Below are 15,726 nucleotides of genomic sequence, written 5' to 3' on the forward strand. Positions count from 1 at the left end.
TCGTTTTTTTCAGTTGACTATTTTTATTATATAGAACAAAAATAATAATTACAATTTAATTATAAGCACATTGTTTTCAATACTTTATTTTCTAATGAATTTATCTCAAAATACAGCCTTTTCCTTCCATATTAAACGACCGATTATTTTAGGAAAAATACAAGGATCTTTTCTGTCGGACATATTATAAGATGACGCATATTGGCGTTTATTATTGTTTGTGTTTTAAGGGGTTAATGTTTTTATTTTTAAGTATTTATATTTGATTCTATTGTCTCTGTTTCCCTTGTTTATAAGCAGAGCCTTTTTATAGTTATGAAAAATTTTGGAATAGCTTGTTCGGATTTTTTCCGGGAAGAGATACGTAATGATTATTTGGTACCGGCGGCCATGAAAAGGGCCTGGGCCTGTCAACTGGACCTTTTGAAAGAATTATTGCGTGTATGCGATAAATACAACCTGAAATGTTGGGCCGATTACGGAACATTATTGGGAGCCGTCCGGCACAAAGGTTATATTCCCTGGGATGACGATATCGATATGGTGATGTTGAGGGAAGATTATGATAAACTTGTAGAAATTGCGGATAAGGAACTCAAACATCCTTATTTTTTGCAAACAATCTATTCGGACAAGCATTACAATCATCGTCATGCTCAATTAAGAAACAGCGATACTGCTGCCATTCCCGAAGGGGATTTCCGCAGAAAATACAACCAGGGTATTTTTGTCGATATTTTTATATTGGACAGCTATCCGAAAGCGATAAAATATTCTTATCGGATGGTTCGTAAAGTGAAGTTGTATCGGGTACTTCTGAAATTGGCCATTCGCCTGATGAATTTACTGCCGGATGGATTGTATCAGAGATGGCGTTTGGATAGTAAAATGTTTCGGAAGTATGAGAATGTATTGAGGAAAAACAGGCTGGAAGATACAGAATTTGTGGCGGCGATCTCTTTTAATTTTAGGCAAAAAATCAGAGATAAAGCCTGGTATGCCGAGACATTATGGGTGGATTTTGAGCATATGAAAATGCCTGTGCCTATTGGATACGACCGGATTTTAACCCTGGATTTCGGGCCCGATTATATGACTCCCGTGCAGGCGCCTACATTACATGGAGGATTGATATTTGATACGGAAAAAAGTTATAAGTTGCTACGGAAAGAATTGCGGCACGGAAAAATGAAGTAGTATTATTTATTTTCGGTGTTATGGGGAAATCTGAGTTGTAACAGCTTTTCCAGTAAGTATAAGTCTTCCTTATAAGTCAGCTTTAAATTGACGGTATCCCCGGGAACAACATATATCGGTTCTCCGGGCAGGTATCTGAGAACAATACCGCAGTCATCTGTCGTTTGCAGACGGGGATCTTCCAAAGCTTTCCGGTAAGCCTTTTTTATAACACTAAGCCTGAATGCTTGTGGAGTTTGACTGTTTCGTAAGGTCGAGCGTTGGGGAATGTGCCGTATAATGTTGTTTTCGTTTATTTGAATAACGGTGTCTGTTGTCGGGACGGCAACGTCAACGGCATTGTATGTTTTCAGGGCTTCGATACAGTCGGTCAGGATACGTTCGCTTACCAAAGGGCGCACGGAATCGTGGAATATAAGATTACATTCTTTTTCTTTACAGGCCCGGATAGCATTCCAACTGGATTCGTAACGTTCTTTTCCTCCTGCCAGAATCCGGCTTATTTTTTGATATTTACCCGCTGTGACAATGTCTTGAATATTCTGAATGTAACCGGAATTTGCCACAATGAAAATTTCATGAATAAGCGGATGTTTTTCAAAAACATCCAGTGTATACTCAATGACGCTTTTTCCCGCAATTTGTAATAATTGCTTGGGATAATTCTCCCCTAGGCGGGTACCGCTTCCTCCGGCTAAAATAACGGCTATATTTTTCATGTACGGTTATTTTCTCTCCTGGATTTTTTCACAGGCAGCTTGCATCGCTTTGTAAAAATAATAACCTTCGGACAGACGGTTACTCATGGCTATGATGTTTTGCCGTATTTCCGCATACTCTTCTTCTTTCATCGAATTGAAACGCTGGTTAAGCTCTTCGAGGGAGTCTACACATATACCGATCTTGTTTTCCCGTACAAAAGGAGCCAAGGCCGCTTTATTCCAGATGATGACAGGGAGATGGCAGCGGATGTAGAAGGACGTTTTATGCGGGTTGTTGTATTGCAGGTATTCGCCCCAGTTACCGTCACAAGCAGATATGGAATCTCCGTCCCAGACCAGTCCGAAATGTCCCCGGTTGGTGGAGATCAGTTCGTCGGAAGGTATGAAACCTTTATAGATAATGTGCTTCCAGTTTTGAGCGACTTTTTCATCCAGTCCTTTGCCGTAAACATTGAGTTCGTAAGAAGATATATGATCGTCCAACTGATAAAGGAATGCATTTTTCCGCGGACCGAGTCCTCCGGCATAGATCACTTGAGGAACAGAAGTAACGGGGCAATAATCGATTGCTTTTGTTTCGGATAAATAATCGAATATTTCGAGGCATCCCATGGGCACCTTACATCCTTGCTCTTCCAGCCAGCGCTTCATCGACGGATTGTGTACGATGATATAGTCGCTGTGACTTAATTTTTTTATTTCCTGGGGTACGGTTAATTTTTGTCTGCGGAAACTTCCCAGATCGTGTATGAGGGTCACTACTTTACACTTCCGGAAATGAGCCACCCGGCATAGGTAGGTGTAATACTTTTTGAACGGATATTGTATAAGAAGAACTTCGTTTTTATGTAAACAGAACGGTATTTTCAGAATGATTCCGAGTTTAACGAAGAATTTCCCGATTTTACCGGAGGGTTTTTTACTGCTGCCGATGTTCCGATAGCCTGCACGATTCATCAATATGTCGATGTCGTTCTTGGCTTTGTTGGTGGAGTGTATTTCGATATAACATTTATTCATAGGGTAGATCTTATAATTCCTGTTCTGTCAGTTTTAAAGCTGCTTCGACAGTATCGTCCATGTCGAAATAAGCATATTGTGCCAGCCGTCCTCCAAAGATAACGTGGGGTGTTTGTCCGGCTTTTTCACTGTATTTCCGATAGGTATCGGAATTTTTTTTGTCGTTAACCGGGTAATAAGGTTCGTCTCCTTTGGTAAATTCTTTCGGGTACTCCCGGGTAATGACGGTAACGGGCTGGGTCCCGAATTCGAAATGCTTGTGTTCGATAATCCGTGTATAGGGAACTTCGCGTTCGTTATAGTTGACAACGGCATTGCCCTGGAAGTTGTCGATGTCCAGGTATTCATGTTCGAAACGGAGACTACGGTAATCCAGAGCTCCGAATTCGTAATTGAAATATTCGTCGATGCAGCCTGTAAACAGGATTTTGTCTGCCAGCTTATCAAAATAAGAACGATCACTGAAATAATCGGTATTCGTGCGCACCTCACATCCTTCGAGCAAAGCGGTAATCAATTTGTTATAACCGCCGACAGGAATGCCCTGGTAGAGATCGTTAAAGTAGTTGTTATCGTAAGTAAAACGGAACGGAAGACGGCGGATGATAAAGGCCGGAAGTTCGGTGGCAGCCCGGCCCCATTGTTTTTCCGTATATCCCTTGATGAGGATGCGGTAAATATCGTCTCCGCATAATTTTAAGGCCTGTTCTTCCAGATTCGCCGGTTCTTCGATATGGCTGTAACGTGCCCGTTGTTCTTCTATTCTGGCTTTGGCTTCAGCCGGTGTATTGACTCCCCATAATTTGTTGAAAGTATTCATATTGAAGGGGAGATTATAGATTTCTCCTTTATAATAAGCCAGTGGAGAATTGGTATAGCGATTGAAGCTTACTAAATCGTTTACATAATCCCAAACTTTTTTATTGGAAGTATGGAATATATGGGCACCGTATTTGTGGATTTGTATGCCTTCGTAATTTTCACAATAAAGATTTCCTCCGATGTGGGATCTTTTGTCGATGAGCAGGCATTTTTTCCCTTTTTTCCGGGCTTCATTGGCGAATACACTACCGAATAATCCTGCACCGACGATTAAATAATCAAATTCTTTTTTCATAAGGTTTGTAGTCTTTCAGGACAAAGATAATGCAAGCCGGATACAGAACCAAATTTATTCGGGCAATGTTAAAAGATTACCTGCTTTTTATAAGGAGTTTGTGGTTATGATCTTTGGAGAAATTTTATTTGAACGTGATTTTTTTTAGAAAGGCTTTACGGCGTTCCCATTGTCTGTCGTGGTGTTTTTTTACCCGGATCATTTTCCGGACGGTATCTGCCCCCCAGCCTCTGGCTTTGACATATTCTCCGGCAACGTGTTCAAAAAGGTCCATTCTTCCGCAGAAACGGGTCAGGTTTTCCATACATTCCCTGTCGGATGGATATTTGCCGAGAGGATATAGTTTCATCCGGTTGATATCGATGATAGAGAAACGATAATGCTCTTCTCCGGAATGATAGAGTACATTGGTGGAATTCAGGTCGTGATGGAGGATGCCCCGGGAATGCAGATGAGCTGCAAAACGAGCAAAATCCGTTGCCAGATCGCGGTCAAATTCTTTCGGTTCTGTCAGGCGTTCGGCTATACCGGGGGCGCCGTCGAAGCCCGTGATAAAATATCCGTATGTGAATAATCCGCTTTTCCACTCTTCGATATAAGCGATTTCCCGGGGGGTGTCAATGCCTCTTGTCCGTAATTGAGCAGCATTGTGGAATGCCCGCGCTGCTTTACTGGCTCTGAAAAAACTGTAGGCGATGCGTTGTATCGCATTGGGAAATTTATACCGCTTTACGACAACTTGTTTAAGTATGTTGTCGGCCGGATTGATAACGAAACTTTTGATTACGTTACGTCCTGAAAAAAGTACGCTACCTTCTTGTTCAAATCGGGAAGGTAATTTTTCGATGAATTCTGTTACTTTAAGGTTATTTTTGTATTCAGGATTATATTCGATTTTCATATTTTGCAGACTTAAAGCTGTATTGAGGCGTTTGTTTCCTTTATTTTTTCAATACGGATTGTCCGGCAAAGATACTTTTTAATTTTTGTTTCCACTTAAACAGATTGCGGTTAATCGAATAATTATAGAAATTATGCCAGTCCTGCATGGAACGGCAAGGTTGAATTTCCACTTTTTGTTTTGGGGCATCAGGGTTTAACCGGTCACACAAAGAGGCTACATATTCAAATTGATTGTAGGACCCCAATACCAGTTGTTTGCATTCGGCCAGAACGGATTTACGTTGTGTATATATGTCTTGGGCAATCAATGTATCGATAAGAGCTACGGTTTGTTCGAAATTGTCCAACTGAATGGGTTGAAAAGAACTGGCCGGGAAATAATCAGACAAATTGGTACATCCGTAGTAAAACGGAAATGTTTCGGCAAGAAAGCAGTCGGATATTTTCTCGGTCCAATAATAACGTTGGGAAGAATTCTCGATTACGATGTGGTATTTATAGGGAGCCAACACATCCCATTTATCGTCGAAATCCCGGTAACCGCGCCCGAATACATCCAGTTGATCTCCGTAGTGAGCTTTCAGTTTCTCAACGAAACGGATACGATCCAGATGACCTTGCGTAAAAGCTTTATTACTGGTGATGACGGAGATAAGTTTGGTCTTTTTAGGTGCCGAAGCAGCTTTCAGTTGGTCGTAATCTAAACTATATGCACATTTCCCTTCCGCATCTTCTGTAAATCCGATAAACCAAGGCAATATAGCCGGTCCCAGAATGAGATTCGGATGTTTGGTTTGTTCCTGGCAGGAACATACCGTACCGAACTGGCGGATATAGGGGCGCGGATATACGAGTACGGAACGGGGTTCCGTCGTCAGTAAAATTGTATTTTCCGGAGCGACATAACAGCTTTCGTTTTGCCGTAATCCTTTACCCTGTACGACCCAAAAATCAGGATTTTCTATTTCTTCATTTATGTAGAAACGATATTTACCGTCTGCGGAGATACCTTTACCGCCAATAGTCTGACGTAACATGATTTCACCCAGGTTTTTACGGTAAGGTGTAAATTTCACTTTGTACATATCGTATAAATCTTTTGCCGTTTAGATGTCGATGAGACTGCTATTAAGAATGAAAGTATTTGTATGAAAAAATCTCGAATACTTTCATTTTCAGTAAATCAGGTTTTTGTTTTAGACAGTTAAAAATACCCGTCAAAATTGTAAATTTTAGATTGTAAATTTTGAGTTGTTTGACAAACCGATTGGTTATCAGTTTTTTAAATTTAAAATCGTCAATCGGAAATTTACAATTAAAACGTCCGTTTTAATGAGGACAAAAGTAAGAAAAAAAAAGGAATTGATTTGTTTTTTATCGTTCATATTGACAAAGAGATAAGTAAAGAGATTGAAATACGGAATTTATCCATTTAAAACGGACATTTAAAATTGTAGATTTTAGATTGACGATTTTAGATTATATCCACAATTTTTCCCTGCCAAAAGAGGGATCATAAATCGTAAATCAAAAATAAATGCCGTTTAGTTTGTTGTGTTATAGTCGGGGATACAGGGATATATGAATATCCACCGACTTGGAATACAGTTTATATAAAGTATATGAAGATATCTGTCGTTATACAGACTTATAATTCGGAGTTGTATCTTGGGCGGGTACTGGAATCGGTAAAGTCGTTCGATGAAGTCGTTATTTGTGATATGTATAGTACCGATCGTACCCTGGAGATAGCACAACGTTATGGCTGTAAGGTAGTTTACCATGAAAAGATACCTTTTTGTGAACCGGCACGTAATTTCGCTATTCAGTCTGCTTCTTATGAATGGATATTGGTTGTTGATTCGGATGAAGTCGTTCCGGAAGATTTACGGAGTTATTTGTATGAGCGGATAGAACGAAAAGACGATTTGCAAGGGTTGTGGATCCCGCGTAAAGATTATTTGTTCGGTAAATTTATGCACGGGGATTATCCGGATTATATTTTACGTTTTTTTAGAAAAGACAATGTTTTCTGGCCTCCTTATGTACATGCAATTCCCCGTATCGAAGGTAACGTGGAAAAAATTCCCCGGAAAAAGAAAAATCTGGCTTTTATTCATTTGATCAATAATCCGTTGGAATTGAAACTTCAGAAAATGAATACTTATTCCACGATGGAAATTCCGAAACGGGAAGGACAAAACTTCTCCTTGTGGAAAATGTTTTATGCGCCGGCATATCGTTTTATCAAGGCTTATTTTATAAAAGGCGGTTTCCGGGACGGGAAAGCCGGTTTGGTAAATGCCGGTCTGGATGCTTTTTATAAATTCCTGACAATAGCAAAAATCTGGGAAAGCCGGATACGTCCGGAAGATATGGATCGAGAATTAAGAGATTCCTGATCTGAGAGTATTGATTTGCGGATGCAGATGGTTTTAAATTGATGTTTTAAGATTTCCGGCGTTTCAATACCGTTTTTATTTGTTGCAGAATTTCTTCCGGCTTGATTTCGTAAAGGCAGGCATAGTCCTGACGCAGACAAGGTTTGTTACCGAATACGGAGCAGGGGCGGCAGGATAGATCCGTTTGGACGGTGTTTTCAGATGATTGATTCCAGCCGCTGAAGCCGCAATAGGGATGTGTCGCTCCCCAGATGGAAATGACTGGAGTGCCCGTCAGGGAAGCCATGTGCATATTGGCGGAATCCATAGATACCATCGTGTCCAGCTGGCTCATCAATACGAGTTCGCCGTTCATTCGTAGTTTGCCGGGAAGAGCTAAGGTGTGCGGAAACTTTTTCTCCCATGCTGCCAGTGTTGCAGCTTCTTCTTTACCGCCACCGAACAGGAATATTTTCGTGTCGGGTTGTTGGGATAAGTTGGCGATGACTTGTTCCATCAGAGGAAGGGGGTAGATTTTTCCTTTGTGTTTGGCAAAGGGAGCAATACCGATCCAGGTATTGTTTCCTTTTTCTCCGGTTACGGAAATAATCTGACCGGTATCTGCTTTCGCTTGCTCAAAAATGGAAGAAAAGTGTAACGGGAATTGGAATCCTAATTTTTGAAACACTTCCTGATACCGGATGAATGAGGTTTTTAAAGGACGGAAAACTTTGTTTTCGGGTCGGGTGAGTTTTTGCTTTTCTTTACGTCCCTTGTCAATACGGGCGGTTTTTGTTCCGGTCAGCCGAAAACACCACCGTAAGAATTTAGTACGTAGTACGTCGTGCAGGTCGGCGACGGCATCGAATTTCTGCTTATGCAATTCCCGGAATAGACGGAAAAGTCCTTTTATCCCTTTGTGCTTACCTTGTAGATCAGCAGCTATAAAAGATACGGTTGCCGGCAGCTTTTCAAATAACGGGTGAAAAGCTGCCCGGCTGACTACCGTGATTTCCAGTTCCGGATATTGTTTGGCGAGAGCATGCAGGACGGGAATCGTCATTGCTACGTCTCCCATTGCAGAAAAACGAAATACCAATAGTCGCTTCATACTTATTTTTTACCGTAAAGCACAGGGTTTAAGCTCGGATCGTTATACATTTTCATCTGTTTGTAGACTTTCATGTATTTGCGCCCGGCTTCAATATCCTCTAGCAGTTGCTCGATAGCCGTGGAAAGGTCTTTTTGTTGTTCCAGCAAGATATTCAGTTTTGTCTGGCATTGTGCGTGATGTTCCGGGGTGGTGTCGGTACGGTCGACCTCCTGTTGCATGTGGTAGATTTTTAATGCCAGGATCGATAAGCGGTCGATAGCCCAAGCCGGACTTTCCGTATTGATAACGGCGTTCGGTAATACCTTTACTTCCTTGTATTTATCGAGAAAATAACTGTCGATTAATTCTACCAGATCAGTACGGTCCTGGTTGGATTTGTCGATTCGTCTTTTGAGTACCAAAGCTTCTGCCGGATCGATGTTCGGGTCGCGGATGATATCTTCGAAATGCCATTGTACCGTGTCAATCCAATTTTTCAAATACAGGTAATATTCGATGGTTTTCAATGGATAGGGGTTTTCTATCGGAGTATCGACGTTGTCGGTCAGATGATATTTATTGATAGACTCGTTGAAAATCTTATTGCACAATGTTGTAAATGTCATGATCGGATTTTATAATGTAAGTTAATATTTTTTAGTGTAACAAAGCTAGGGAAAATATTCGGAAGAAACAAAATTACAACCGCAGGGCGGCCGGCTCTGCGGTTGCAGTATAGGGTAACTATTTATGCTTTTGGATTTTCCCGAATCGTTTAATACTGGTGTATACTCTCCATAGATTCAATTTGCGGTGTGTCGGAACACCGTGTCGCACAATATAGTCCTGGGCTGCTGCCAGCATACGTTCTCCGACTTTACCGTCTAAATAAGGATCGTAATTGTCGATGATCCATTTCCTTTTCTGTCTGTATTCTTCGTCTTGTAATGCACTTTCGTAAGCTTCACATAATTGTTCCGGTTGCCGGATATCGATCCAGTAAATGTCTTTGGCGACATTTTTGTATGTGATCACCGGTTTATCGAGCAGGAGAAATTCATATACGGTAGAAGAGGTATCGCTGATCATCAGATCGGCCATCAACTGGTATTTCGTTATATTGTGGTCGTCGATCCAGAGGATGTCTTTTTCGGTAGCTGCCAGTTGCTTGTATTCTTCCATCCATTCTGCTTTTGTCAACGGATGGAATTTCATAAGCAGGAGTATGTTTTTTTCTTTTACCAATTGCTTCAGGCTTTCCTTGATAAAAGGAAGGGAGGTCAAAGAAGGAGAAAAAGTCGGAGCATAGAGAACCAGCTTTTCTTTTCGGTGTTCCTGAAGTAAGGCTTGTTTTTCGGCATCGAAAGTGTGCAGATTGGCATAGATCCAATCCTGACGGGGCCAACCCGTTTCGGTTACTTCAAAATCTTTGTATTTGGCTGCTAGTGCTTTAAAACCTTGTGTGAAAAATGGTCCTTGTGTGAAATAAGTGTCGAAGTATCTCCGGATGACCCAATGATCTTTTTTTTCTGCGGCATATCCGTGAAAGACCTGAATTTTCACTCCGGGTAAATAGTAGGGTACGATATTACCGGGAACGAAAATAGCTTCCGGTGAATAATCGTATATCTCCTGTATGGAATTTGTCCATTTTACTTCGTTTTTCAGCGGAAATTCCGGTATGTTTTTAGCGTGTACATACCAGAATATATCCTGATTTCCGTTTTTTAGGGCGGCATCCTGAATCGGCGTCAGGATGCTGATCGCATATTTGTTTTCGCAAAATAGTACGATGCGCATAATCCATTTATTTATAATAATTGAGCCGGAATTCTGTCCGTTGCTGCTTTAAAATCTTCAACCGTATCCAATTCGATGGAGAACAGACCTTCGGTAGAGACGATACCGAAGGTTTTACCCTGTGGAATCAGCCGTTCGAAAGCTGCCTCATAGAAAATATTGTCGAGATTTTCGCGTAGGATCATTTGATCCAATTCCCGGTATAATGCTGCAATGTAATCAGCCGACATTTTTTCTATCCCGATGGATTCACCGATGGCTTGTTCTATGGAACAGGTTTTGCTGATTTCCCTGACCCGGTTATGCCCGTCGGGAATGACTTTGATTTCTTCCTCTCCCAGGGGATGTACGGCCAAAGCCAGACAATTTTTGTCAGGAGAATCCAGCAGGGCTTTTACAAGTGCCGGATCGAACAGAATATCGCTGTCGAGCAAGAGTACTTCATGGGTCAGTACTCTTTCTTTAGCCAGCCATAAGGAATAAATATTGTTGGTCGAAGCATATTTCTCATTGTAGATAAATTCCACTTTTATTTCCGGGAATTTCTCTTTTACGAAGGATATGATTTGTTCCTGTAAATATCCGGTGACAATTACAATCTCCCGGATGCCATTAACGGTTAAACCGGTTATCGCTCTTTCCAACAAGCATTTGTTGCCGATCTCCAACAAACATTTGGGTTTGTGATCGGTCAACGGGCGTAGTCTGGAGGCGATGCCGGCGGCTAGGATTACAGCTTTCATCAACAAACGACTTCTTTTATGGTTTCGATTACCTGACAATTCTGATGATGGGTACCCAATGTAATCCGCATGTGGGTATTTATGTCCGCTTCGTTCATAAATTTAATCAGATATCCTTTGGCTTTAAAAGCTGCCTGTAGTTTTTCCTTCAGTTCTATCGGATATTTTACCAGCATGAAATTAGCATTGGATTCGTAGACTTTGAAACCTTCCAGAGGTTGTAATTCATCGATATACATCTGACGGTCTTCTGCCATTTGATCGGCTACACGTTGATAATAATCGGTTGCTTTCAATACTGCGATTCCCAACTCTTCAGACAGGCGATTGTATCCTAGGTATTTTGTACTGTAATTTAAAAAGCGGGTGAGGGAAGTGCCCATAAATGCGAATCCGAGCCGCAATCCGGGAAGCCCGTAGAATTTGGATAAGGTGCGGACAATCAGTAGATTCGGAAATTTTTCCAGCAAAGGTTTGATATAACTTGTGTCCTGGTTGGCAAATGATGCGTAAGCTTCGTCGATGACAACAGCAGTAGCCGGATCGATAAATGAAAGTACCTTGTCTAACTCCTCAGCCGTCAGGGAGTTGCCGGTCGGGTTGTTGGGAGAAGCGATAAGAACCATTTCAGGCTTTTCCCGTTCGACCGCTTCCTGCATGGCTTTAAAATCGTATTTGAAAGTATTGCCTTCTTCGTACAGAGGATAAAGTACACTTCTTCCTTCGACTTCATCTGCAATGGATTTGTAATACCACCAGGAGAATTTCGGTATCAATAAGGTTTTTTGCTTTTCCTTACCTGCCAAAAAACAATGTACAACTTGCTTTAAAATATCTTCTCCACCGTATCCGAGGATGATTTGTTTTTCAGGTATATCATAGACCTGGGATAAATAATCGGATAGGATACTTTTTTTACCTTCGTCGTAAATACGGGTGTAAAAGCATAATTTATTCGGGTCGAAATTCTTTAAAACTTCCCCTACTTCCGGAGCCGGTCCGTAATTATATTCATTTCGGTCGAGATAGATTGTTTTTTTATCCATGTTGTAAGTATTAATCCATGTTAAACACACTATAATTTTGTTAGTGTCAGAATAAATATGGACAAAGGTATATGATAAAATTCAATTTAAGGAATAAAAAAGAGCAAAAATGCCTTGCCTATGAGGGAGGAATTGTTTTGAATATATTACTTTTGTTGCGGAACATAAATAAGAGTCTATGATTTTATCGATTATTGTGGCTGCGGCTGAGAATAATGTTATCGGAAGAGATAACGGACTGATATGGCATTTGTCTGCTGATTTGAAGCGTTTTAAGGCTTTGACAACCGGACATTCGATTGTCATGGGGAGGAAGACTTTTGAGTCCATCGGGAAGGCTTTACCGAATCGGAGGAATATTGTTGTCAGCCGGAATGCGGCCTTCCGGGCGGAAGGTGTTGAGATGGCCGGAAGTATCGGAGAAGCTTTGGAAAAGGTGAAAGAAGAAGACGAGGTATTTGTCATCGGAGGGGCGACACTCTATCATGCATTGTGGGATCGGGCAGACCGCCTGTATCTGACCCGTGTGCATACCGAAGCCGTAGGTGATGTCGATATACCCGCTATTGATCCCGGACAATGGCATATCCTTTCGCAGGAAAATTTCGAAGCGGATGAAAAAAATGAATTTGCTTATTCTTTTATCAATTACAGTAGAATATAATTCCGGATTTACACACTGGGACGGACTTATTGTGTAATTTACGATTTACGATTTTTGATTTACGATTGGGGTGAATGCTGATATGTAGAAGGGTTTAGAAGAGGTTGTTTATGATTTTAAATTTTAGATTTTAGATTTTAAATTGAAAAATAGGTAGGGAGAAAATTACACACTGGGACGGACTTATTGTGTAATTTACGATTTACGATTTTTGATTTACGATTGGGGAGATTGGTGATTCGTAGAAGGGTTTAGAAGAGGTTGTTTATGATTTTAAATTTTAGATTTTAGATTTTAAATTGAAAAACAGGTAGGGAGAAAATTACACACTGGGACGGATTTATTGTGTAATTTACGATTTTTGATTTTTGATTTACGATTGGGGTGAATGCTGATATGTAGAAGGGGTTAGAAGAGGTGGTTTATGATTTTAGATTTTAGATTTTAAATTGAGAAACAGGGAGGGAGAAAATTACACACTGGGACGGACTTATTGTGTAATTTACGATTTTTGATTTTTGATTTACGATTGGAGTGAATGCTGATATGTAGAAGGGTTTTGGAAGAGGTGGTTTATGATTTTAGATTTTAGATTTTAAATTGAAAAATAGGTAGGGAGAAAATTACACACTGGGACGGACTCATTGTGTAATTTACGATTTACGATTTTTGATTTACGATTGGGGTGAATGCTGATATGTAGAAGGGTTTAGAAGAGGTGGTTTATGATTTTAAATTTTAGATTTTAGATTTTAAATTGAGAAATGGGTGTTGAGAAAATTACACACTGGGACGGACTCATTGTGTAATTTACGATTTACGATTTTTGATTTACGATTGGGGAGATTTTTGATTTGTAGAAGGGTTTAGAAGAGGTGATTTATGATTTTAAATTTTAGATTTTAGATTTTAAATTGAGAAACAGGTAGGGAGAAAATTACACACTGGGACGGACTTATTGTGTAATTTACGATTTACGATTTTTGATTTACGATTGAGGTGAATGCTCATTCGTAGAAGGGTTTAGAAGAGGTGGTTTATGATTTTAAATTTTAGATTTTAGATTTTAAATTGAAAAACAGGTAGGGAGAAAATTACACACCGGGACGGACTTATTGTGTAATTTACGATTTTTGATTTTAGATTTACGATTGAGGTGAATGCTCATTCGTAGAAGGGTTTAGAAGAGGTGGTTTATGATTTTAGATTTTAGATTTTAAATTGAAAAACAGGGAGGGAGAAAATTACATACCGGGACGGACTTATTGTGTAATTTACGATTTATGATTTTTGATTTACGATTGGGGTGAATGCTGATTTGTAGGGGGTAGAATCCGGTGTGAATCGAGGATTGTGTATCAGGGGGATTTGGGGTGTAATTTTGTGCGTTTGGCTGACCGGTTTAAATAATAATTATCGACAAATCAAATTTCGGTCTGAAATTTGCTGGTAAAGCCGGTGTTTTGTATGTGATTGATTTTTGACTTAATTGAATGATATGAAAATAATACTGTCAATATTCTTTTGGGGAATCGTATCTACGGTTGTATGGGCTCAGGACAGAACGGTTGATTATTCAGCTTCATTGTCGGGCTTTGTCTCTACAAAAGATAATTTGCCATTCTGGGCTGTTTCTAACCGTTACGGCCTGATGCCGGACGGACGGGGAGGATTGCTCGAGGTCGGGGTATTTTCTGACTTTACGGACAAGCATAAAATCAATTTCGCCTATGGCGTCTCGGGAGCGGGGTTTCTGTCTGATTTCGACAATAATATTCTGTTGGATCAATTGTATATCAGCGGACGCTGGCGTAATTTGCGGCTTGATTTGGGGATGATTCACCGGGACACCGAATATGAGGGTATTTCTTCTACGAACGGGGATATGATATGGTCGAATAATTCGCGGACATTGCCGGGGTATAATCTGCGTTCTGATTATATCGCTATTCCCTGGACGAATAAGGTGCTTTCTTTTAAATTCAATTGGGCCGACTATATGATGATTGACGACCGTTATGTAGAAGATACACGTTTGCATAATAAATCGGTTTTCTTAAAGATAAAGCCGGCACGCCGCTGGGAGATTATAGTCGGGTTGGAGCATTGGGTACAGTGGGGCGGTACATCTCCGACTTTGGGAAAACAGCCTTCTTCCTTTAAGGATTATCTGCGTATCGTATGTGGTAAGGAGGGAGGGGAAGGCGCTTCGACTAGCGATGTTATTAATGCACTGGGAAATCATCTGGGGCGAGAGCATTTGCGAATTAATTATCTGGCCGATAATTATACGCTTACTTTTTATCATGATATACCGTTCGAAGACGCTTCCGGTACTGATTTCCGCTCATTCCCCGACGGAACGTACAGTTTTTATTACGGAGCTCACAACAAGAATCAATGGGTGAGTGATGTGATTTATGAGTTTTACTACACTAAATATCAATCCGGGCGTTACCACGACCGTCCGATAAATCCCGACCGTCCGGAAGATGGGAAAAAGGTATTGGGAGGCAATGACAATTATTTCAATAACGGAGAATACAGGAGTGGTTGGACGTATTATGGGCGAACCATAGGAACTCCGCTTATGACACCGTTGGCTCCCAATGTGCATGGCATAACGATGGGAATTTATAATAACCGGATTATCGGACATCATCTCGGATTAAAAGGATATGCTTTTCAGCGAATTCCTTATAAAGCGATGCTGACTTATACTTTAAATTACGGGACGTACGGAAAGCCGTTACCTGATCTTCCCGTAAAGCAATTTTCTTTCGGGTTGGAGGCCGGTATTCCCGATCTCCGGCATATTCCTTTTCATATTGATTTAGGTGTTTATGGGGATTTCGGGCGTCTGCTTACCGATAATTTCGGTGTAACGGTAAAGCTTACCCGTAAAGCAGTGCTTTGGTCGAAGAAATAGTGTTTTATTGTAAAAAAGTTTGATGTTTATTTTTCATTCCGTCTTTACGGAGGTTTTCTATTTTAAATTAACATTTTTATCAGGTTCCCTATCCTGAATCTATCTGCGAAA

The 15,726-nt window shown here is 40.6% G+C and carries 14 protein-coding genes; 4 read left to right on the forward strand and 10 right to left on the reverse strand.

The features are described from left to right. Positions 1 to 315: 315 nt before the first annotated feature. A complete protein-coding gene (locus BN8908_RS01535; protein ID WP_068688573.1) occupies positions 316 to 1,197 on the forward strand; it encodes a LicD family protein in 882 nt (293 codons plus the stop codon). 2 nt (positions 1,198 to 1,199) lie between these two features. Here the strand turns inward: BN8908_RS01535 and ispD are convergent, their stop codons facing one another. From ispD to BN8908_RS01560, 5 genes are all read right to left on the reverse strand, one after another. Beyond that, a complete protein-coding gene (gene ispD / locus BN8908_RS01540; RefSeq protein ID WP_068688575.1) occupies positions 1,200 to 1,916 on the reverse strand; it encodes a 2-C-methyl-D-erythritol 4-phosphate cytidylyltransferase in 717 nt (238 codons plus the stop codon). A gap of 6 nt (positions 1,917 to 1,922) precedes the next feature. Continuing rightward, positions 1,923 to 2,939, reverse strand: a complete 1,017-nt coding sequence (locus tag BN8908_RS01545) for a glycosyltransferase (RefSeq protein ID WP_021987576.1) — start codon at positions 2,937 to 2,939, stop codon at positions 1,923 to 1,925. 10 nt (positions 2,940 to 2,949) lie between these two features. After that, the gene (gene glf / locus BN8908_RS01550; RefSeq protein WP_068688577.1) at positions 2,950 to 4,056 is read right to left on the reverse strand and encodes a UDP-galactopyranose mutase; all 1,107 of its coding nucleotides are present in this window, start codon (positions 4,054 to 4,056) and stop codon (positions 2,950 to 2,952) included. 124 nt (positions 4,057 to 4,180) lie between these two features. Then, entirely contained in the window at positions 4,181 to 4,957 is a 777-nt protein-coding gene (locus tag BN8908_RS01555; RefSeq protein ID WP_068688579.1) for a lipopolysaccharide kinase InaA family protein, read from the reverse strand. Between the two features lie 40 nt (positions 4,958 to 4,997). Next, positions 4,998 to 6,044 carry a glycosyltransferase family 10 domain-containing protein gene (locus tag BN8908_RS01560; protein ID WP_021987573.1) on the reverse strand — a complete coding sequence of 349 codons (1,047 nt, stop codon included), beginning with the start codon at positions 6,042 to 6,044 and terminating at the stop codon, positions 4,998 to 5,000. A gap of 537 nt (positions 6,045 to 6,581) precedes the next feature. Between BN8908_RS01560 and BN8908_RS01565 the strand changes: the two genes are divergently transcribed. After that, entirely contained in the window at positions 6,582 to 7,361 is a 780-nt protein-coding gene (locus BN8908_RS01565) for a glycosyltransferase family 2 protein (protein WP_021987572.1), read from the forward strand. A gap of 46 nt (positions 7,362 to 7,407) precedes the next feature. Here BN8908_RS01565 and BN8908_RS01570 read toward each other — a convergent pair whose 3' ends face one another. The 5 genes from BN8908_RS01570 to BN8908_RS01590 form a co-directional block, all read right to left on the reverse strand. Next, positions 7,408 to 8,451, reverse strand: coding sequence for a glycosyltransferase family 9 protein (locus BN8908_RS01570; RefSeq protein WP_021987571.1), 1,044 nt, complete (start codon positions 8,449 to 8,451; stop codon positions 7,408 to 7,410). Positions 8,452 to 8,453: 2 nt separating this feature from the next. Next, positions 8,454 to 9,059, reverse strand: coding sequence for a DUF4254 domain-containing protein (locus tag BN8908_RS01575; RefSeq protein WP_068688581.1), 606 nt, complete (start codon positions 9,057 to 9,059; stop codon positions 8,454 to 8,456). A gap of 118 nt (positions 9,060 to 9,177) precedes the next feature. Next, entirely contained in the window at positions 9,178 to 10,233 is a 1,056-nt protein-coding gene (locus BN8908_RS01580) for a CDP-glycerol glycerophosphotransferase family protein (protein ID WP_021987569.1), read from the reverse strand. A gap of 11 nt (positions 10,234 to 10,244) precedes the next feature. Continuing rightward, positions 10,245 to 10,976 carry a phosphocholine cytidylyltransferase family protein gene (locus BN8908_RS01585; protein ID WP_021987568.1) on the reverse strand — a complete coding sequence of 244 codons (732 nt, stop codon included), beginning with the start codon at positions 10,974 to 10,976 and terminating at the stop codon, positions 10,245 to 10,247. Continuing rightward, positions 10,976 to 12,022: a pyridoxal phosphate-dependent aminotransferase gene (locus BN8908_RS01590; RefSeq protein WP_021987567.1), complete on the reverse strand. Its 1,047-nt coding sequence runs from the start codon at positions 12,020 to 12,022 to the stop codon at positions 10,976 to 10,978. The genes BN8908_RS01585 and BN8908_RS01590 overlap by 1 nt, the downstream gene beginning before the upstream one ends. A gap of 178 nt (positions 12,023 to 12,200) precedes the next feature. On the opposite strand from BN8908_RS01590, the gene BN8908_RS01595 reads away from it, so the two are divergent. Both BN8908_RS01595 and BN8908_RS01600 read left to right on the forward strand, forming a co-directional pair. Next, positions 12,201 to 12,686 (forward strand): dihydrofolate reductase, encoded by a 486-nt coding sequence (locus tag BN8908_RS01595; protein WP_068688583.1) that lies wholly within the window; start codon positions 12,201 to 12,203, stop codon positions 12,684 to 12,686. Positions 12,687 to 14,184: 1,498 nt separating this feature from the next. Continuing rightward, positions 14,185 to 15,615, forward strand: a complete 1,431-nt coding sequence (locus BN8908_RS01600; protein ID WP_021986663.1) for a capsule assembly Wzi family protein — start codon at positions 14,185 to 14,187, stop codon at positions 15,613 to 15,615. Positions 15,616 to 15,726: the final 111 nt, after the last annotated feature.

It is taken from the genome of Culturomica massiliensis (assembly GCF_900091655.1).
In the GTDB taxonomy this organism is placed as follows: domain Bacteria; phylum Bacteroidota; class Bacteroidia; order Bacteroidales; family Marinifilaceae; genus Culturomica; species Culturomica massiliensis.

Excerpts from the sequence above, each read along its gene's own strand:
- BN8908_RS01560 (WP_021987573.1), bottom strand. The coding sequence starts at position 6,044 with ATGTACAAAGTGAAATTTACACCTTACCGTAAAAACCTGGGTGAAATC.
- BN8908_RS01580 (WP_021987569.1), bottom strand. The coding sequence starts at position 10,233 with ATGCGCATCGTACTATTTTGCGAAAACAAATATGCGATCAGCATCCTG.
- BN8908_RS01565 (WP_021987572.1), top strand. The coding sequence starts at position 6,582 with ATGAAGATATCTGTCGTTATACAGACTTATAATTCGGAGTTGTATCTT.
- glf (WP_068688577.1), bottom strand. The coding sequence starts at position 4,056 with ATGAAAAAAGAATTTGATTATTTAATCGTCGGTGCAGGATTATTCGGT.
- ispD (WP_068688575.1), bottom strand. The coding sequence starts at position 1,916 with ATGAAAAATATAGCCGTTATTTTAGCCGGAGGAAGCGGTACCCGCCTA.
- BN8908_RS01545 (WP_021987576.1), bottom strand. The coding sequence starts at position 2,939 with ATGAATAAATGTTATATCGAAATACACTCCACCAACAAAGCCAAGAAC.
- BN8908_RS01595 (WP_068688583.1), top strand. The coding sequence starts at position 12,201 with ATGATTTTATCGATTATTGTGGCTGCGGCTGAGAATAATGTTATCGGA.
- BN8908_RS01555 (WP_068688579.1), bottom strand. The coding sequence starts at position 4,957 with ATGAAAATCGAATATAATCCTGAATACAAAAATAACCTTAAAGTAACA.
- BN8908_RS01535 (WP_068688573.1), top strand. The coding sequence starts at position 316 with ATGAAAAATTTTGGAATAGCTTGTTCGGATTTTTTCCGGGAAGAGATA.
- BN8908_RS01575 (WP_068688581.1), bottom strand. The coding sequence starts at position 9,059 with ATGACATTTACAACATTGTGCAATAAGATTTTCAACGAGTCTATCAAT.
- BN8908_RS01570 (WP_021987571.1), bottom strand. The coding sequence starts at position 8,451 with ATGAAGCGACTATTGGTATTTCGTTTTTCTGCAATGGGAGACGTAGCA.
- BN8908_RS01585 (WP_021987568.1), bottom strand. The coding sequence starts at position 10,976 with ATGAAAGCTGTAATCCTAGCCGCCGGCATCGCCTCCAGACTACGCCCG.
- BN8908_RS01590 (WP_021987567.1), bottom strand. The coding sequence starts at position 12,022 with ATGGATAAAAAAACAATCTATCTCGACCGAAATGAATATAATTACGGA.
- BN8908_RS01600 (WP_021986663.1), top strand. The coding sequence starts at position 14,185 with ATGAAAATAATACTGTCAATATTCTTTTGGGGAATCGTATCTACGGTT.